Annotated in this window: 18 protein-coding genes; 8 read left to right on the top strand and 10 right to left on the bottom strand. The window is 70.0% G+C overall.

All coding sequences use genetic code 11. The annotated features are described in order from the left end of the window. Positions 1-5: 5 nt before the first annotated feature. Both ACWED2_RS10965 and ACWED2_RS10970 read right to left on the bottom strand, forming a co-directional pair. Positions 6-635, bottom strand: coding sequence for a PadR family transcriptional regulator (locus ACWED2_RS10965; RefSeq protein WP_449690259.1), 630 nt, complete (start codon positions 633-635; stop codon positions 6-8). 80 nt (positions 636-715) lie between these two features. After that, a complete protein-coding gene (locus tag ACWED2_RS10970; RefSeq protein ID WP_449690260.1) occupies positions 716-2356 on the bottom strand; it encodes a TM0106 family RecB-like putative nuclease in 1641 nt (546 codons plus the stop codon). 90 nt (positions 2357-2446) lie between these two features. Between ACWED2_RS10970 and ACWED2_RS10975 the strand changes: the two genes are divergently transcribed. Then, positions 2447-2908: a DUF6474 family protein gene (locus ACWED2_RS10975; protein ID WP_449690261.1), complete on the top strand. Its 462-nt coding sequence runs from the start codon at positions 2447-2449 to the stop codon at positions 2906-2908. 488 nt (positions 2909-3396) lie between these two features. Here the strand turns inward: ACWED2_RS10975 and ACWED2_RS10980 are convergent, their stop codons facing one another. Genes ACWED2_RS10980 through ACWED2_RS10995 form a run of 4 tightly spaced genes read right to left on the bottom strand, consistent with a single transcriptional unit; the run spans position 3397 to position 6938 of the window. Next, a complete protein-coding gene (locus ACWED2_RS10980) occupies positions 3397-4356 on the bottom strand; it encodes a glycine betaine ABC transporter substrate-binding protein (RefSeq protein WP_449690262.1) in 960 nt (319 codons plus the stop codon). Further along, positions 4353-5135, bottom strand: coding sequence for an ABC transporter permease (locus tag ACWED2_RS10985; RefSeq protein ID WP_449690263.1), 783 nt, complete (start codon positions 5133-5135; stop codon positions 4353-4355). The genes ACWED2_RS10980 and ACWED2_RS10985 overlap by 4 nt, the downstream gene beginning before the upstream one ends. Continuing rightward, complete coding sequence (locus ACWED2_RS10990; RefSeq protein ID WP_449690264.1) at positions 5132-6298, bottom strand: ABC transporter ATP-binding protein; 1167 nt, start codon at positions 6296-6298, stop codon at positions 5132-5134. Before ACWED2_RS10990 ends, ACWED2_RS10985 begins: the two co-directional genes overlap by 4 nt. After that, positions 6291-6938: an ABC transporter permease gene (locus tag ACWED2_RS10995; protein ID WP_354813638.1), complete on the bottom strand. Its 648-nt coding sequence runs from the start codon at positions 6936-6938 to the stop codon at positions 6291-6293. The genes ACWED2_RS10990 and ACWED2_RS10995 overlap by 8 nt, the downstream gene beginning before the upstream one ends. Positions 6939-7230: 292 nt before the next feature. Here ACWED2_RS10995 and ACWED2_RS11000 point away from each other — a divergent pair, with 292 nt between their 5' ends. From ACWED2_RS11000 to ACWED2_RS11015, 4 genes are all read left to right on the top strand, one after another. Then, positions 7231-7731, top strand: a complete 501-nt coding sequence (locus ACWED2_RS11000) for a hypothetical protein (RefSeq protein WP_449690375.1) — start codon at positions 7231-7233, stop codon at positions 7729-7731. Positions 7732-7801: 70 nt separating this feature from the next. Further along, entirely contained in the window at positions 7802-8554 is a 753-nt protein-coding gene (locus ACWED2_RS11005) for a YcnI family copper-binding membrane protein (protein WP_449690265.1), read from the top strand. Continuing rightward, positions 8555-9103, top strand: coding sequence for a copper resistance CopC family protein (locus tag ACWED2_RS11010; protein WP_449690266.1), 549 nt, complete (start codon positions 8555-8557; stop codon positions 9101-9103). It abuts the gene before it with no gap. Beyond that, positions 9103-10131 (top strand): copper resistance D family protein, encoded by a 1029-nt coding sequence (locus ACWED2_RS11015; RefSeq protein ID WP_449690267.1) that lies wholly within the window; start codon positions 9103-9105, stop codon positions 10129-10131. Before ACWED2_RS11010 ends, ACWED2_RS11015 begins: the two co-directional genes overlap by 1 nt. Positions 10132-10342: 211 nt before the next feature. On the opposite strand, the gene ACWED2_RS11020 is transcribed toward ACWED2_RS11015, so the two are convergent. Beyond that, entirely contained in the window at positions 10343-11230 is an 888-nt protein-coding gene (locus tag ACWED2_RS11020; RefSeq protein WP_449690376.1) for a phosphotransferase family protein, read from the bottom strand. Positions 11231-11252: 22 nt separating this feature from the next. Next, positions 11253-12638 carry a helix-turn-helix transcriptional regulator gene (locus ACWED2_RS11025; protein ID WP_033261021.1) on the bottom strand — a complete coding sequence of 462 codons (1386 nt, stop codon included), beginning with the start codon at positions 12636-12638 and terminating at the stop codon, positions 11253-11255. A gap of 330 nt (positions 12639-12968) precedes the next feature. On the opposite strand from ACWED2_RS11025, the gene ACWED2_RS11030 reads away from it, so the two are divergent. Both ACWED2_RS11030 and ACWED2_RS11035 read left to right on the top strand, forming a co-directional pair. Beyond that, on the top strand, positions 12969-13307 hold the full coding sequence (locus ACWED2_RS11030; RefSeq protein ID WP_103342174.1) for a hypothetical protein: 339 nt from the start codon (positions 12969-12971) through the stop codon (positions 13305-13307). 12 nt (positions 13308-13319) lie between these two features. After that, a complete protein-coding gene (locus ACWED2_RS11035; RefSeq protein ID WP_449690268.1) occupies positions 13320-13736 on the top strand; it encodes a hypothetical protein in 417 nt (138 codons plus the stop codon). 385 nt (positions 13737-14121) lie between these two features. Here ACWED2_RS11035 and ACWED2_RS11040 read toward each other — a convergent pair whose 3' ends face one another. Further along, positions 14122-15381, bottom strand: a complete 1260-nt coding sequence (locus ACWED2_RS11040; protein ID WP_449690269.1) for an MFS transporter — start codon at positions 15379-15381, stop codon at positions 14122-14124. Positions 15382-15406: 25 nt separating this feature from the next. Further along, positions 15407-16723 carry a GH1 family beta-glucosidase gene (locus ACWED2_RS11045; RefSeq protein WP_449690270.1) on the bottom strand — a complete coding sequence of 439 codons (1317 nt, stop codon included), beginning with the start codon at positions 16721-16723 and terminating at the stop codon, positions 15407-15409. Between the two features lie 130 nt (positions 16724-16853). Here ACWED2_RS11045 and ACWED2_RS11050 point away from each other — a divergent pair, with 130 nt between their 5' ends. Continuing rightward, entirely contained in the window at positions 16854-17501 is a 648-nt protein-coding gene (locus ACWED2_RS11050) for a TetR family transcriptional regulator (protein WP_449690271.1), read from the top strand. Positions 17502-17565: the final 64 nt, after the last annotated feature.

The raw sequence follows: 17565 nt of genomic DNA on the forward strand, positions 1-17565 counted from the left end.
GGTTCCTACCTCTCCACGAACTCCCCCAGTTCGTCCGGGAATTCGCCGGTTTCGTGGTAGCGCCGCCAGGCATCCAGGCCCGGCAGGGCGCCGGTGGTCAGTTCTTCGAGGAAGCCGCGCACCCAGCGCGCTTCGGCTTTCGTCATCGCGAGGTCGTACTCGGCCTCCACCAGGAACAGCCGCGGCATGAGCGGCCGCAGCTGTTCCAGCGTCGCGCGGTGCGCCTCCGCGCGTTCTTCGAGCTGCTCGAGCCGCTCCCGCAGCCGGCTGATCGCCTGGTCCGGACCCAGGACACCGATCATCGACAGCCCTGCCTTGAACCGCGGCGGTTCCCGGTCGACCGTGCCGACGAGCTCGCGGACCCAGTCCTCGAACTCTTCGCGCCCGGCCGGGGTGATCCGGTAGACGGTCCGTTCGGGCCGCCCGCCGTCCTTGACGCTCTCGACGGCCTCCAGGAAGCCGTGCTTCTCCAGGTTCGCGACGACCGTGTAGAGCGAGCCCCACTTGATCGGCATGTCGGCGTCCTTGCCGCGTTCCTTCAGCACGGCCGCCATTTCGTACGGGTGCATCGCGCGTTCCAGCGCGACGGACAGCACGGCGAGGCCCAGCATGCTGCCGACCTTCCGCTTCTTCACGCCACTCCTCGTTCACGAGTACTCGCAGACGAGTATACGGAAGACGCGCCGGCGAGCAAGTGTCTTAGTCGATGAACTACTCAGAGATCGAACATGTACGGCACTTCGGCCTGCGCCCGGCTGTCGATCCACTCGCGCAACGCGCGCGTCGCGAGGACGTCGTCCTCGTTGTAGCGCAGGAGCCGCTCGCGCTGGTCGTCGTCCGGCTTCTCGCCGTCCATGCCGACGGCGTCGCGGTACCAGCGCATCGACGCTTCACCGCCCGCCTCGGGGTCGCGCCAGGAGAAGCCGGCCACCGGGGCGATCACCTTCAGGCCCTTGCCGTGGGAGCACAGGAACTGGTCGGTGACGCTGCGGAAGAGGTCCACCCACTGCGCGGAATCCACAAAGGACTGGATGGCCTTCTTCGACGGGACGCCGGGGTGGTCGCCGAAGCGCTCGACCGAGCCGAAGAGCCAGCGGTTCTCGGCGAGCGCGTTGTAGCAGTAGGCGCGGAAGGTGAGACCGGCCGCTTCGGTGCGCTCGCGGACGTCGGTGAGCCAGGCCCAGAACTCGGCGAACGACCGGGCCTCGTCGTCGGTCGGCAGCGGGTCCCACGTCGCGAAGGCGCGGTAGCCGTGCGGGACGCCGATGTCGGCGCCGCTGAGCAGACAGCCCCAGAGGTACGCGCCGGCGTCGCCGAAGCTCTCCATGTCGACGTCGACCTCGACGTCGGCGCGCGGCACCTCGACCGCCTCGACGCGGCGCACCAGCGTCAGGTCCGCCAGCCAGGCCCGGGCGAGCACGACGGCGTCCGGGAAGGTGACGCCGGTCCAGTTCACCGCCGGCGGCTCGCCCGCCGGGTCGAGCGCGGCCAGTTTGTCCACAGTGGACACGCCGGCGCGGCGCAGCTCGACGGCGTCCTCGCCGCGCACGACGAGGCTCACGTCGCGGGTCTCGGTGAGCACGACCTCGCACGTCGGCCACCACGGGCAGCGCCGGCACTCCAGCACGCGCGACGGCTCGGCGAGGGGCTCTTCGCCGTTCGCCGCGGCGGTGGCGATGGCCAGCCGGTCGGCGAACCGGGCCTGGTACTCGGTGAGCGCGGTGCGCCCGCCGGGCCAGGTGCCCGCGGCGAGGTCGTGCCAGACGACGACGTCGGCATCGAGGCCGATGACACCGCCGAGGGTGAGGCTCTCGTCGGCCTGCCCGAGCGTCTGCAGCATGCGGCGGACGTGCACGAGCCGGAGCTGGTCGCGCGGCTGCGAACGGACCTTGCGGCCCTCATCGGCTGTGCGGTTTCCCGGGTCGAGATCGGTGAGGTCGGTGACGATCGCGCCGGCACCGCGATCGGTGATCCGGTGCCGCACGACGAGCACCGGGACGTAGCCGCGACCGGTGCGGACGAGCAGGTCGACGCCGCCACGCCGGTGCCCGGCCGCGTCGACCGGCAGCAGCGCGCCCCAGATGTAGCGCGCCCCGTCGGCGAAGGCCTGCAGGGTCTGCTCGACGCGCTCGTGGGCGGGCAGGTCGCGGCCGATCTTCACCCAGTGGTCGTCGTTGGCGGCCATCAGCCGGGTGACGATGTCTTCGCGGTGGGCGGTGGCGTCGGCGATCCGCTGCTGCGCGGTGGGGTCGGGCGGGGAAAGCGGCACCTCGCGCATGGCGGGATCGTGTTCGAGGTGCACCCGGCGACGGCAGCGGCTGACCGCGCCCGCGTCGAGTACCACCTCGGTGTTCATGGAGATCACTCTAGATTCCCACCGCCGAGCCGACATGCCCGCCACCCAGGCGACCAGTAAGTTCGACCTCGACACGTCGCAGGAGGTGCCATGGCGCGCAAGGCCAAGGTCGAGGGTGAAGCCAGGTTCACCCCAAAGAGGGCGAAGAACGCGGTCGCGGTGGCGAAGGTGCTCGGCCCGGCGGTGATCCCGGTGGTGGCCCCGCTGGCGGTCCGCGCGGCGGGCGCGGCCCGCGAGGCGTACGACCGCTACCAGGCGCGCAAGCTCGGGGTTTCGGTCGACCGCCTGGGCGAGTACACCGGCCGCGGCGCGGCGCTGCACGCGCGGATCGCGGGGGTGGCGGACGGCTGCCAGGACCTGCAGAAGTCGGAGAAGGCTTCGAAGGCGGACCAGGAGTTCGCTCGGGACGCGCTGGGGACACTGGAGCAGCTGTCGGCTTCGGTCCGGGCGGCGGAGCGGATGCCGGCCGCGCGGCGGAAGTCGGTGCACCGGGCGGTGGCTGGGGAGTTGGAGCGGCTCGAGGGGCAGTTGCTGAGCCGCCTCGGCCTCTGACCGGGCAGCCCCCACCCTGTCCCGGCAGGGTTCCGGCAAGTCGTTGTGCAGGTCGTGTGGGGATTCGTCGCTGGGGGCCGGGGCTGTACCGGGTCTCTTTGGCCCGACGGGCAGGTGGGCGCCCACCACCCCGAAGCCGGGATTGTGACTACGGACAGCAGTACCGCGTCAAGGCGGGAAAGCGTGCCTTGACCCGGCACCACCGTCCGTGTTCTGGCTTCGGATCGGGGTTGCGGGGAGATCTGGCTGGGGTGCAGGCCGGCGGCGTGCCGCTGACGCCGGTCAGCCACCTGCAAAGGGCCCTCGGCCTCTAACCAGGCAGCCCCCACCCTGTCCCGGGGGGGGCGTCCCCTGGTCCAGTTTATCGGCGGTAGGGGCCAAAAACCGGTGTGCCGGAAATCTGTGGACAACTCCGGGTATGTGGCTGGGCCTGTGGATGGCTGACTTGACAAACAGCCGGGCAGCGGCGTTGCTGCCCGGCTGTTCGGTTACTGGATGAAGCCCTTCTTGACCATCCAGTCGTGGGCGACCTTGCCCGCGTCCTGGCCGTCGACGTCGACCTGCTTGCAGAGCTCGACCATCTGCTCGTTGTCGATCGCCGCGCTCACCTTCTCCAACGGGCCGCGGACCTCCGGGTGCTGGTTCAGCCACTCCGTGCGCAACGTGGCCACCGCGTTGTACTGGGGGAACGCCTTCTTGTCGTCCTCCAGCACGCGCAGGTTCAACCCCGAGATCCGGCCGTCCGTCGTGAAGACCTCGCCCACCGGGCAGGTTCCGCTCGCCACCGCCGAATAGATCGTGCCGATGCCGAAGTTCTTCACCGTCGGGTTCTGGAAGCCGTACGCCTTCACCGCCGCCGGGAAGCCGTCCTGGCGGCTGGTGAACTCCGTCTCCAGGCAGAACACCGCCTGGTCCGGCTTCTGCTTGATGAACGCCGCCAGGTCGGACGTCGTCTTCAGGTTGTTGGCCGCGCCGTACTTCTCCGTCACCGCGAACGCGTACTGGTCGTTCAGCGGCGAATAGTTGAGCCAGGTGACGCCGAACTTCTCCGCGTCCGCCTTGGCCGTCGCCTCGTACTGGGCCTTTTCGCCGCCCGGGACCGGGAGCTCGTTGCCCTGGTAGTTGATCCAGCCCGTGCCCGTGTACTCCCACGTGACGTCCGTCTGGCCGGACAGCAGCGCCTGGCGCGAGGAGTTCGACCCCTTGATGTCCGAGAGGTCCACCACGTCCGCGCCGGCCGCCGTCAGGGCCATCTCGGCCATGTACGCCAGGATGATGTTCTCGGTGAAGTCCTTCGACCCCACCGTCACCTTCACCCCCTGCAGCGCCGGGATCGGCTGGATCGAGCCCGGCTTGATGTCGTACGGCACCGCCTGGTTGACCGTCAGCCCGCAGGACGACAACGTCACGCCCAGCAGCGCCACGACGGCCAGTCGCCGGAGTTTCATCGCAGCCCCTTCGGTCCGAAGTACTGTTCGGCGACCGCGCCCAGCCAGTCGACCAGCAGCGCCAGCGCGACGGCCAGCACCGAGCCGGTCACCAGCACCGGGGTCAGGTTCAGCTTGTAGCCGGTGTCGATCAGGAGCCCGAAGCCGCCGGCGTTGACGAACATGCCGAACGTCGCCGTGCCGACCGCCAGCACCAGGGATGTGCGCAGGCCGGCCAGGATCAGCGGGACGGCCAGCGGGAGCTCGACCCGCCAGAGCACCGCGCCCGCCGACATCCCGATGCCGCGGCCCGCGTCGATCAGGGCCGGGTCGACCTGCTGGATGCCGACCATCGTGTTCCGCAGCACCGGCAGCAGCGAGTAGAACGCCAGCGGCAGCGCCGCCACCCAGATCCCGCCGGTCGCGCCGGTGATGATGAACCACAGCACCAGCACGCCCAGCGCGGGCGCGGCCTGGCCGATGTTCGCGATGGCCAGGAAGATCGGCGCCAGGAAGCGCGCCCACGACCGCGTCACCAGGATGCCGAGCGGCACCGCGACCAGCACGACGATCGCGGTCACCACGAGCGTCATCAGCACGTGGTCCCACAACGCCGTGAGCAGGGTCGGCGCGTTCAGCGTCTCCTTCTCCGTCGCGTTCAGCCCGCTGGAGAACACGGCGACCAGGGTCACCGCGACGATCACCAGCACCGCGATCGGCTGGGCGAACAGCCGGACGCGTTCCGCGCGTTTCGAGCCGGACTCGGTGCTGAAGCCGGTGTCGACGGCGGCCGTCGTCATGCGGACACCTCTTCGCCGTTCGTGTGCTCCTCGCGCAGCTGCTGGATGGTCGCGATCACGGTGTCCAGCTGGATGGTGCCCGCGTACTCGCCGCGCGCGCCGGTGACCGGCACCGAGCCGCCCTCGGCGAGCATCGCCTCGAGCGCGTCCTGCAGCGTCGACTGCAGGCTGACGACGTCGCGCAGCGGCTTCCCGAGGTTGGCCAGCGAAGACGCCGACGTCAGTTCACGCGCGTGCACCCACCGCGTCGGACGGCGGCGCGCGTCCAGCACGAGCGCGAAGTGCCGGCGCGACTTGTCGAGCTTCTCCCGCACCGAAGCGGGCGACTCGTCGACGGTCACGGTCAGCGCGTCCTGCTGGAGCTCGACGTCGCGGACGCGCAGCAACGTCAGCTGCTTCAGCGACGCGCCCGCGCCCACGAACCCCGCGACCGTGTCGTCCGCCGGGTTCGCCAGGATCGCTTCGGGGGTGTCGTACTGCAGGATCGACGACTGCTTGCCGAGCACCGCGATCTTGTCGCCCAGCTTCACGGCCTCGTCGAAGTCGTGCGTGACGAACACGATCGTCTTCTTCAGCTCGCCCTGCAGGCGCAGCAGCTCGTCCTGCAGGTTGCCGCGGGTGATCGGGTCGACCGCGCCGAACGGCTCGTCCATCAGCAGCACCGGCGGGTCCGCGGCCAGTGCCCGCGCGACGCCGACGCGCTGCTGCTGCCCGCCCGAGAGCTGGCGCGGGAAGCGGTCGCGGAAGTCGGCCGGGTCGAGCCCGACCAGGTCCATCATCTCCTCGACCCGGTCGTTGACCTTCTTCTTGTCCCAGCCGAGCAGGCCCGGCACCACCGCGATGTTCTGCGCGACGGTGAAGTGCGGGAACAGCCCGGCCTGCTGGATGGCGTAGCCGATCCGGCGGCGCAGCGTGTCGACTTCGAGCTTGAGCGCGTCCTCGCCGCCGATGGTGATCTTGCCCGACGTCGGCTGGACCAGGCGGTTGATCATCCGCATGGTCGTGGTCTTGCCACAGCCGGACGGGCCGACGAAGACCACGATCTTGCCCGCGGGCACGACCATCGAGAAGTCGTCGACGGCCGCTTCGCGGGTGCCGGGGTACCGCTTGGTCACGTGCTCCAGCTCGATTTCAACGCCGGAGACTTCCTCGTTCTCAGCCACGGACACCCCTAGAAATGGTGAAGCGCTTGATCAGGACGTAGACGCCGTCGAGGAGCAGGGCGAGGATGACCACCCCGACCGTGCCGGTGACGGCTTGGTTCAGGGAGTTCGTGCTCCCCGCGTTCGTGAGCCCGGAGAAGACCTCGGCGCCGAAGCCGGGCCCCTTCGCGTAGGCGGCGATCACCGCGATGCCCATCAGCATCTGGGTCGCGACCCGCATGCCGGTGAGGATCGCGGGCCACGCCAGCCGCAGCTCGACCCGGGTGAGCACGCCGAAGCGGCTCATCCCGATGCCGCGGGCGGCGTCGGTGATCGCGGGGTCGACGCCGTCGAGCCCGACGATGGTGTTCCGGACGATCGGCAGCAGGCCGTAGAGCACCAGCGCGATCACGGCCGTCGTCGGACCGAGCCCCGAGAGGGGGATCAGCAGGCCCAGGAGGGCGAACGACGGAACCGTCAAGATCGTGCTCGCCAGCGCCGTGGCCACCGCCGAACCGATCGGGCTGCGGTACACCGCGACCCCGATCAGCACGCCGAGGACCGCGGCGATGATGGTGCACTGCACCACCATGCTGGTGTGCAGGTAGGCCTCCAGCCACAGCTTGCTCGCCCGGTCGGAGATGTAGTCGAAGAGGTTCATCCGTGTGGCTCTCCCGCCCTTCGCGCCGGCCTTCACCCGAACGGGCTAGTTCCTGACCGACGGCTCAGTACCCACGACACGGCCGGCCCAAACCCCCGTCTTCGGCCCACCGTGGCCCAGCTCACCGAGATCGGCAACAAATCCCGCTGAACCGAGGCGCCCGGTGTGACGTGAACTCGGTGTGTGCTCACTTCACGGGATCACACGCTCACGGCGGGGCAGCTCCCTTAGGCTGCTCCTCATGAGCGATCCGGCACGGCGTCCCGCCGTGCTGGGTGCCACCCGTGGCGTGTTGCTGGCAGTGAGCGCTGGGGTGCTCTCCGTCACCGCGCACCGGATTGCCGACGGCGGCCTGCCGGATCCGGCGATGACCGTCCTGCTCACCGGCCTGTTCGGCTGGACCGCGACCGCGCTCGCCCGCAAGGCACGCGGACCGTTCGCCACGGTCGCCCTGCTCGGCACCGCCCAGCTGGTGATGCACCTGCTGCTCACCACGCTCGCCGGCCACCGCGCGCACGACATCGCCGCGACGCCCGGCCGCGCCGGGCTCGGCATGACCGTCGCGCACGCCGTCGCAACCTTGCTCACCGCCCTGCTGCTCGCCCGCGCGGACACGATGCTCCTCACGGTGCTGGCCGTGCTGCGAGCGATCCTGCCGAGGCTGCTCACGCCACTGCCGGTGCCCGCGGCGGCGCCCGCGCTCGTCCCCGCCCGCCCGGGCGGTCCGGACCACCTCGTCGGCGTCGACCTGCGCCGGATCCGCGGGCGGCGCGGCCCGCCCGCCCACTCCTGAACCCAGCTCTTCCCCGAACCAGCGGACCCCGGGTCCGCTGCCCCTTCTTGCGTTCATCAGGAGTGAACCCATGTCCCAGCACGTCTTCAAGCGCGCCGGTTTCCTCGCCGCCACCGTCGGTGTCGCCGGTCTCCTCGGCACCGGTGTCGCCTCCGCGCACGTCACGGCCAACGTCTACGGCCCGCAGCCCACCAAGGGCGGCTACGCGGCGATCGTCTTCCGCGTGCCGAGCGAGGAGAAGGACCCCGTCACCACCACGAAGGTCGCCGTCGACTTCAAGGCGGACTACGGCATCGGCTCGGTGCGGACCAAGCCGGTCCCCGGCTGGACCGCCGAAGTGACGAAGTCGAAGCTGCCCGCCCCGATCACCAAGGACAACGGCACGCAGATCACCGAAGCCGTCACCGCGGTGACCTGGACCGCGCAGCCGGGCAGCGAACTCAAGGCCACCGACTACCAGGAGTTCTCGGTGAGCTTCGGCCCGCTGCCGAACGTGGACCAGGTGGAGTTCCCGGCCCACCAGACCTACAGCGACGGCAAGGTCGTCGACTGGAACCAGGCCACCCCGCCCGGCGGCGAAGAGCCGGAGCACCCGGCGCCGGCGGTGAAGCTGGCCGCTAAGTCCGAGGGCGACGAGCACGGGATGGCCGCGAACACGGCCACCACCACCGGAGAGCACACTGAAGCCGCGGCGTCGTCCGACAGCACGGCCCGCTGGCTCGGCGGGGCCGGCCTGCTGGTCGGCGCCATCGGCCTCGGTGTCGGGGCCGGCGCGACCATCCGGGCCCGCAAGGCCACGGCCAAGTCGGGAGGCAACAGCTAAATGCGGAAGGCGCTCGTCGCGCTGGCGTTGACCGGGGTGGCCGTGCTCGGCACGGCCACCCCGGCGCTGGCGCACAACGTGCTGATCTCCTCGGACCCGGCGAACGGCTCGTCCGTCGCCGCCGGCCCGGCGAAGCTCAGCCTGACCTTCGACCAGTACGTGCAGGGCGCGGACGTCAACCAGATCGCGGTGACCGGGCCCGGCGGTGGCCAGTGGGCCGAGGGCCCGATCAGCGTGGTGAACAACGTCATCAGCGCGCCCCTGCGGCCGCTCGGCCCGGCCGGGAAGTACACCGTCGGCTACCGGGTGCTGTCCGCGGACGGCCACCCGGTGACCGGTGAGCTCACCTTCACCCTGACGACAGCGGGCACCGGCACGCCGGCGACCGTCGACGCGGCGAGGTCGCCGGGCGGCTCCGCCCAGGCCGCACCGCAGTCGTCGTCGACCGGGGTGCCGATCTGGGTCTGGATCGCCGGGGCGGTCGTGCTGCTGGCGATCGGGCTGACCGTGGCCCTGCGCTCCGGCGGCAGGATCGAAGAGAAGAACTGATGACCCAGGCCGAGACCACCGCGAAACCCCGCTATTCGACGCTGCTCTGCGTCGTGACGGCGGGCCTGCTCGGCGCCCTGATCGGCGTCGCGCTCATGTCCACCGCCCCGGTGCCCGGCGTGGTGGAGCCCGACGCGGTGGTCTCGGCCGGCATCCCGGTCGTCCGGGTCCTGCTCGACCTCGCCGCGGTCACCACCATCGGCCTCGCGCTGCTGTCCGTGCTGGTCGGTTACGACCGGCCGAAGCTGACCGAGCCGGTGATGCGGCTGGCCCGCCCGGCCGGCGTCGCGGCCGCGCTCGTCTGGGCCACCGCCGCGGTCGTCGCGCTGATCCTGCAGACCGCGGAGTTCAAGCCGGGCTCGTCGACGCTCTCTGCGTCCGACATCGGCCGGTACATCGCCGAGGTCGGCGCCGGGAAGGCGCTCGTCATCGTCGCCGTGCTCGCCCTCGTCCACGCCGGGATCGGCGCGCTGGCGCTGCGCTTCGGCGAGAAGGTGCCCGCCGAGGTCCGCGTCGGGCTCGGCCTGTTCGCGCTGCTGCCGCTGCCGGTCACCGGGCACGCGTCGAACTGGAACTACCACGACTACACGATGATCTCGATGGAGCTGCACGTGATGAGCGCCGTCGCCTGGACCGGCGGCCTCGGCGCGATGACCGTGCTCCTCGTGGCGAACCGGACGCTGCTGGCGCACGCGCTGCCCCGGTTCTCGAAGCTCGCGACCCTGTGCCTGGTCCTCTCCGCGGCGACCGGGCTGTTCAACGGCCTGGTCGAGATCTCGCTCAACCCCACCATCGGGTTCTGGGCGGCGATCTTCACAACGCCGTACGGGCAGCTGCTCATCCTGAAGGTCGCCTGCACCGGTGTCATCGCGCTCCTGGGCGCGAACGTCCGCTGGCGCCTGATGCCGCGGATCGTCCGGCACGACCGGACGGCGCTCGCCGCCTGGGCGACGCTCGAGCTGACGGTGATGGGCTTGGCGTTCGGGTTCGCCGTCGTGCTGACTCGGGCGCCGGTCGCCGTCTCCTGAAACTCGTCTCCGCAGGTGAGAGCCGGTGCGAAGTCACGGCGAGTAGCTGCAACTTGCGCATTGGACTGACCGGTAATCCATTGGGGGTGACCGGTCGGGCAGAACTTTCTACCCAGAGCTGACTGCCTTTTGGATGCGACGAACGGTCATTTGCAGTCGGCGAATGCACGTGCAGGATGTGCTGTCGATCACACCAAGTGACAGATGACGATCAGCGGTAACGCGTCCAGCGTGCGTCCGTCCGGCCGCTCCGAAGATCGTCCAGACGGCGGAAGAGCTCCGGCCGCACCTGCGGCCGGCTCCGCAGGATGGGCAGCACGCTGGTCGTCAGCTTCAGCTCGCGGATGCCGCGGAGCACGGCGAAGCCGGACCACGACGTCACGTCGAAGCCGTACGCCGCGGCGAACGTCCGGTACGCCACCGGCGGGTCGCCGAACCGCTCGCGGCCGACCGCCAGCGGCGTCAGGTCCCACTCCGGCGGGCCGACGCACGAGGAATCGAAGTCGCAGAGCACCGGACCGTCCGGGCCCGGGATGACGTTGCCGGGGTACGCGTCGCCGTGGACCATGCCCCTGGGCAGCGGGAACTCCAGCGCGCCGAGCTCGGCCTCGAGCTCGGCGCAACGCTCGAGCAGGAACTCCCGGTCGGCGTCGCCGAGCTCTTCGGCGTCGGACACCCGGGCCCGCACCGCGGCGAACGGCGCCCACTCGGCCAGGCCGGGCGGTGCGGGCAGCGCGTGCACCTGGCGCAGCAGCCGGGCGAGGTCGACCGACGTCGCCGCCCGGCCGATGCTCGGCACCTGGTGCCACACGGTCACCAGGTGCCCGCCCACCTCCAGGGGCTGCTCGACGTCGCCGAGGAGCCGGATCGCGGGAACGCCGTGGCGCTCGAAGTGCCGGGCCACGCGCACGACGGTGCCGACCCGGTGCCGCAGCTGCGTCGAGCCGACGATCCGGACCACGAACGGGGCGGTGACCAGCGCGTACACCGCGTTGTTGGTGAACCGCAGCAGCCGTGCGCCCGCCGGGTCGAGGCCCAGCAGCGCGCAGGTCTCGGCCAGGACGCCGCGCAGTTTCCCAGAGGTGAACCGGCCGTCCAAAACCGCGCCGGCGCCTTCGGCGTCAGGCGGCGTAGAAAGCGTGGAGGCGGTCGGCGAGGTCACGGGCGTCGGCGTTGTTGCGGCGGCGCTCGGCCTCTTCCTGCAGGGGCCGCATGCGGTCCTTGACCCGCTCGGACTTGATGCCCTCGGCGCAGTCGATGGCCTTGCCGCCGACCTTGGCGCCGTGGTCGAGGTCGCCGTCGAGCAGGTGGTTGGTGGCGAGCGCGCTCAGCATGAACGTCTTGGAGCGGGCCATCTCGTCGTCGTAGGACTCGACGGCCTTGGTCAGCGCGGGGATGGCGTACTTGGTGTGCTCGGCGTTCTTCTGCGCGAGCACCGTGTGGACGGTGCCGACCATGGCGTAGACGTCGGTCTCGGTGAAGAACTTGACCCACGACTCGGCTTCGGCCAGGTTGGCGCGCTCGAACTCGTCCTTGCTCCGGCCGAGCAGCTTCACCGCCTGCTCCTCGTTGCCCATCATCGCGTAGGCCCAGGCCTCGTTCGCGCAGAGCACGGAGACGGCCAGCTCGGAACCGCTTTCCTGGGCGGCGATCTGGCCCAGCTGGAACAGCTTCAGCGCGTCGTTCGGGGCGTCCTGGTGCAGGTAGACGCGGCCCATCCGGTAGAGCACGTTGGCCACCAGCGGGTGGTTCTCGCCCTGCTTGGCCAGGTCGAGCGCGTTCGCGAAGTGACCGCGGGCGGAGTCCATCAGGCCGGTGTCGAAGGAGGTCCAGCCGGCCAGCGAGTGGAGGTCGGCGAGCGCCACGTACAGCCGGTTCTTGACGATCTCGGTGCCGTGCGCCTCGAGCATCTGCTGGCCCCAGGACAGCTGCGCCACCACGGCGTCGCGGCAGAACCCGCCGCCGTACTGGTAGTCGAGCGCGCGCAGCGCCCGCGTCGCCGCTTCGACCTGCCGGACGTCGGTCATGCCGATGCGCCCGGGCGCCGGCGTCCTGGCCGGCCCGGCCGACCAGGTGCCCGATTCCGGACCGAACACCGCCGCACCCATCGTGACCTGGGCGGCGTGCGCGAGGAACCTCCGTCGCTTCACGGACTCGTCCTCCTCAGCCTGCTGGCCGTCGGCGGAGCCGACGACGCGTATCGCCGTGGCCTCGTCGTAGGCGAGGCCCATGTATCCACGCGGGACACCCAGGCCGTCGGCGATCCGCGTGAGCACGTCGTAGGCCATGACCTGGCGACCCTTGAGGATCTCCGACACCTCGGACTGGGATTGGCCGGTCATCGCGGCGATCTGGCGCTGCGAGACACCGTGCTTGCGCAGGAGCCGGTAGACGGCGCTGATCTCGCGAGACGCGAGAGCCGATCTCATCTCCGGCTGCTCCCACGCGTCAGCGGGAACTGCGTGGCTCTGCCGGGCTTCGGCACTGCCACCGTTACTGGCGTCCATCGCGCCCCCTCCACTGTCCGGTCGGGCGTCTGAGAAACAGCGTAGGCAAACCTGGTGAACCGTGTGAACAGCCGAACTGGTGCCCTGATCGGTCCGGGCGAAGTCCGCTGACCGCTTACCGTGGAACCGAGTCCAGTCACCGCTATGACGCCGATTCCACCTTCTATCGCACTCGGTTTCACCTCACTGTAGTTGTCAGATCTCCGTCACCGGCCGCACACCGGTAGCGATCACGGAGAGCTACGAAAACCGCAGTGTCGTACAGGGTGCGTACCAGGTGCGATGTTGCAGAAGGCATCTTCGGAGACTTTCGACAGAGCGGAGAAGGGCGTGGAGTTCGTGGACTCGTTCGCAGGGGGACATGCCGGCACGGCCACCCGCGCCGTGCGGCCGGCGACGGTCCCGCCCGTCTCCGCCGTCCGCCCCGTCACCCCCGCCGCCGCGGTGGATCCCCGCACCGCGAGCGTCCGCCACTACGAGGGCGGTCAGCTCGTGTGGCGGGTGCAGTGCGGCGACCTCATCAGCCGCGAGCGGGCGGTGACGGTGTTCGTCGAAGACAACCAGGTGGTACTGGTCTCGCCTCCCGGTGAGACCGCGCGGCTGACGTCCGGCCAGCTCGGACAGCTGCGCGCCGCGCTCAACGAAGCCGCCAAGATGGCGGAAAGGTAACGGTGAGCTGACATGGATCAGGTACTCGGGCAGGTCCTCCGCAACGCGGTCTGGGAGCGCCTCGACATGCTGACCGACCTGGCGAACCGCGCCGACGCCCAGTCGCTCGTCTCGGTCGCGCGCTCCGAACTGCCCCGGTTGACCGAGGCGTGGCGCGCGATGCTGAAGATGCACGAGCCCGACGAGCGCGGCGACTGCCCGACCTGCTCGACCCGGTGGCACCGCTGCAAGGCGCCGTGCTCGGTCTGGCAGGTCGCGCACGAACACCTCGTGGCCGGCGGCCTCGCCCCGCAGCAACAGTCCGCGACGGACAGCCGCCTGCAGGGTCGCCGCAAGAGCCCGGTCCCCACCCACCCCGCGCCGCCCACCGCGGCCGAGACCACCGGTCGCCACGCGCTCGTGAATCCGCGCCGAGCGGTCACGGCCTGACCCCCTGACAGGCGAGCCGCGGCCGGCCGATCGCCCCATCGGACCCGGCGTCCGCACTCGCCCCGGCCGAGGGCTGTTTCGCCCGCACCCCCGAGCAGCGCGAACCAGTCCTCGGCCAACACCCGGTCCCCACCGCGATTAATCGAAAAAAATCCGCGTTAGGCCTAGCCCAGGCGGTAATCCCCCGCTAGATTGATCAACACACACAGCAGTGATCATGCAGGTGATCGCGCTCGTGACCCGCCCTTGAGCGGCCCTCGAATTCCGCGGGCCGGTGCCGTTGCACTCCCCTCCCCCGACCGGCACCGGCCCGCGGTTCCATACCTCGCAACGCAGTGAAGGCCACCCTCGGCAGTCCGAGGGTGGCTTCACTGTTTGTCGGGTTTTAGCGGACCGCCTTCACGCGCAACACGAGCACCGCGGCCAGGAGCGTGGCGATGGCCGAAGCTGCGAAGAGCCCCGGGTAGCCGCCGACGTGGGCCAGCAGCAGCGGCGTCAGCAGCGGCGCGACCACCTGCGGCAGCGAGTTCGCGATGTTGATGATCCCGAAGTCCTTGGCCCGGTTCTGCGCCGCGGGGAGCACCTGCGTCAGCATCGCCAGCGCGACCGCCATGTACGCCCCGAAACCGACGCCGAGCAGCGGGGACGCGGCGAGCGCGACCGGCCAGCTCTGCCAGCCGACCAGCAGCAGGGCGGCCAGTGCCATCACCCCGGAAGCCGCCAGGACGTACGGCTTGCGCCGTCCGGACTTGTCGGAGAAGTGCCCGGCGACCACGGCGCCGCCGACGAGCGCGACGCCGTACAGGGCCATCATGATCAGCAGGCCGTTCTCCGGGTCCGGGTAGTGCACCGCGTCCTGGAGGAAGAACAACAGGTAGAGCGTGCCGAACGCGTTGCCGAGGTTGATCATGAAGTGGCAGCTCCAGGCCCACGCGAAGTCGGGGTACTTCCGGGGCGAAACCCAGAAGTCCCGGAGCACCTGGCGCAGCACCCACGGCGGGCGGAACTCCGCCGGCAGCCGCGCGTCCGGCGTCCGGAGGACGAAGAACGCGGCGCCGATCAGCACGATTCCGGCACAGACCGCGTAGGCCAACGGCAATCCGGCGATGCCGAGCACGACAACGACCACGACCGCGCCCAGCACCGTCCCGAGCATCTGCGCGATGCCGACGAGGCCGCCGACCACGGCCAGCTGTTTGACCGGCACCCGATCGGGCAAGGCCGCCATGAGCGCGGCGAGCATGCCGTTGAGGCCGCCCTGCACGAGGCACCAGCCGGCGATCATCACGGCGACGTTCGGCGCGAACGCGAGCACCACCAGCCCGCCGGCGGCGACGATCGCGCCGCCGACGGTCCACGGGTGCCGCCGGCCGAACCGGGAGCAGGTCCGGTCGGACAGCAGCCCGATCGCGGGGTTGGCGACCAGCGCCACCGCCGCGCCGAAGCCCATCACCAACCCGAGCACGGCTTCCTTGTTCGCGGCGTCGAGCAGCTCGGCCTGCTTCGGCAGCAGCACCTGGATCGGCGCGTAGACGCCCAGCCACAGCGCGATGTTCGCGAAGAACAGCAGGCTCATCCAGCCGGGCCGCACCCGCACGGTGGGTTCGGCGAGCGCCTCCGGCAGGGTTTCGGTCGTTTCACTCATGCGCCGACCTGATTCGTTCGCAAGCTCACTCATGCCGCACCAGCTTCCGGTACCAGTGGAACGAGTCCTTCGGCGTCCGCCGCAGGGTCTCGTAGTCGACGTGCACCAGGCCGAAGCGCGGCGCATACCCCTTGGACCACTCGAAATTGTCCATCAGGGACCAGCAGAAGTAGCCACGGACGTCGACACCGGCGTCCATCGCCTCGCGCAGCGCGACGAGGTGACTGTGCAGGAAGTCGATGCGTTCGGGGTCGTGGACACCGCCGTCTTCGGCGACTTCGTCGGCGAAGCTGCAGCCGTTTTCGGTGATCTGGATCGGCGGCAGCTTGTCCTGGTAGCGGTGGTGGAAGTCGAGCAGCAGCTCGCGCAGGGCGTGCGGCACGATCGGCGAAGCGTTCGTCGTCATCGGGTAGCCCTCGATGTCGCGCAGCTCGAAGGGCAGCGGGTTGCCGGGGCCGGGCATCGCGACCCCCTGCGGCTCGTAGTAGTTGACGCCGTAGAAGTCGAGCGGCTGCGCGATGGTGGCCAGGTCGTCGGCGAACCCGGCGGGGAGGTGCTGGTGGAGCTGTTCGGGGTAGCTGCCGAGCAACATCGGGTCGGCGTAGAGCCGGTTGAGCAGGGCGTCCAGGTAGTCCGCCGCGTCCTGTGCGTCGTCGTCCGCGGGCCAGATGGGCGAGTGGTTGTTGGCCGTGCCGATGTTCGTCGCCCCGGCCGCGCGGAGGGCCTGCACGGCGAGGCCGTGCGCGAGATTCTGGTGGTGCGCGGTGGGGATGGCGTCCAGCAGCAGGACCTTGCCGGGCGCGTACTCGCCGATGCCGTAGCCGAAGATGGACATGACCATGGGCTCGTTGAGCGGAATCCACAGTTTCACCCGATCGGCGAAGCGCTCTCCGAGGATTTGGGCGTACTCGGCGAAGCGCTCAGCGGTCGCCCGGGAGAGCCAGCCGCCCTCGTCTTCGACGGCTTGGGGGGTGTCCCAGTGGTAGAGCGTGACGGCGGGGGCGATGCCGGCTTCGCAAACGGCGTCGATCAGCTTGTCGTAGAAGCCGAGCCCTTCGGGGTTGGGCGCGCCCTTCCCGTCGGGCTGGATGCGGGGCCACGCGATGGACATCCGGTAGGCGCCGACGCCGAGTTCCGCCATCAGCGCGATGTCTTCGGGGTAGCGGTGGTAGTGGTCGGCGGCTACGTTGGCTTGTTCACCGCGGGCGATCTTGCCCTCGGTCGCGGTGAACGTGTCCCAGATGGACGGTCCGCGCCCACCTTCGCTGGTGGCGCCTTCGATCTGGAACGCCGAAGTCGAAACACCCCAAAGGAAGTCGGGCGGGAAAATCGGGTTCTGCACCGGCTGCTGGCCCCTTCGTCAGGGCACCCGTACGGGTGAACATGAAAAGTTCTCATATACTAGGTCTTCACTCGTCCGTGGGGAAGCCCGTCGGCACGATAAAGTCCCAGATCAGACGAGGAGGAGCGCCGTGTCCGACATCCAGGCCGCGAAGGTGCCGGCAGAAGCCACCCCCTTACGCCGCCAGCCGGTCCAGCAACGAAGCGCGAAGCGGGTCGAGCAGATGCTCGACGCGAGCGCGGCGTTGATCGACGAGCTCGGTTACGACGCGCTGACGACGACGTTGATCGCCAAGAGAGCGGGGGTCGCGGTCGGCTCGCTGTACCAGTTCTTCCCGGACAAGCGCGCGGTCGTGCAGGCGCTGACGGCGCGCAACCTGGAGCGCTTCGTCGGAGCGGTGAACGAGCGGCTGAAGCAGCTCGGGCCGGAGCACTGGTGGGACGTCGTGGACTCGATCCTCGACATCTACCTGGAGATGCACCGCACGGTGCCGGGCTTCTCGAAGGTCCACTTCGGCGACATCATCGACCGCCAGCTGCTGGACGAGACGCGCGACAACAACGCGGTGATCGTGGATTCGCTGACCGACCTGGTGGCCAGACAGGTGGACCGGCCGGTGGAGGACCTGCGGTTCGCGATCACGATCGCGAACGAGGTCGCCGACGCGCTGATGAAGCTGGCGTTCCGTCGGGAGCCCAGCGGCGACGAGAAGATCGTCGCCGAGGCCAAGTACGTGGTGAAGGGGTACCTGGCGGCTCGGTTCGGGGAGCGGTCTTAGGTTGTCCACAGAAGTTGTCCACAGGTATGCACACCTGTGGACAACGTGGTGGTTTCGGGGTGGG

The organism is Amycolatopsis sp. NPDC005003 (assembly GCF_053600695.1).

Coding starts and splice junctions, on each gene's coding strand:
- ACWED2_RS10995 (WP_354813638.1), bottom strand. CDS start 6,938: ATGAACCTCTTCGACTACATCTCCGACCGGGCGAGCAAGCTGTGGCTG.
- ACWED2_RS10985 (WP_449690263.1), bottom strand. CDS start 5,135: ATGACGACGGCCGCCGTCGACACCGGCTTCAGCACCGAGTCCGGCTCG.
- ACWED2_RS11010 (WP_449690266.1), top strand. CDS start 8,555: ATGCGGAAGGCGCTCGTCGCGCTGGCGTTGACCGGGGTGGCCGTGCTC.
- ACWED2_RS11015 (WP_449690267.1), top strand. CDS start 9,103: ATGACCCAGGCCGAGACCACCGCGAAACCCCGCTATTCGACGCTGCTC.
- ACWED2_RS11035 (WP_449690268.1), top strand. CDS start 13,320: ATGGATCAGGTACTCGGGCAGGTCCTCCGCAACGCGGTCTGGGAGCGC.
- ACWED2_RS11040 (WP_449690269.1), bottom strand. CDS start 15,381: ATGAGTGAAACGACCGAAACCCTGCCGGAGGCGCTCGCCGAACCCACC.
- ACWED2_RS10980 (WP_449690262.1), bottom strand. CDS start 4,356: ATGAAACTCCGGCGACTGGCCGTCGTGGCGCTGCTGGGCGTGACGTTG.
- ACWED2_RS10975 (WP_449690261.1), top strand. CDS start 2,447: ATGGCGCGCAAGGCCAAGGTCGAGGGTGAAGCCAGGTTCACCCCAAAG.
- ACWED2_RS11025 (WP_033261021.1), bottom strand. CDS start 12,638: ATGGACGCCAGTAACGGTGGCAGTGCCGAAGCCCGGCAGAGCCACGCA.
- ACWED2_RS11005 (WP_449690265.1), top strand. CDS start 7,802: ATGTCCCAGCACGTCTTCAAGCGCGCCGGTTTCCTCGCCGCCACCGTC.
- ACWED2_RS10970 (WP_449690260.1), bottom strand. CDS start 2,356: ATGAACACCGAGGTGGTACTCGACGCGGGCGCGGTCAGCCGCTGCCGT.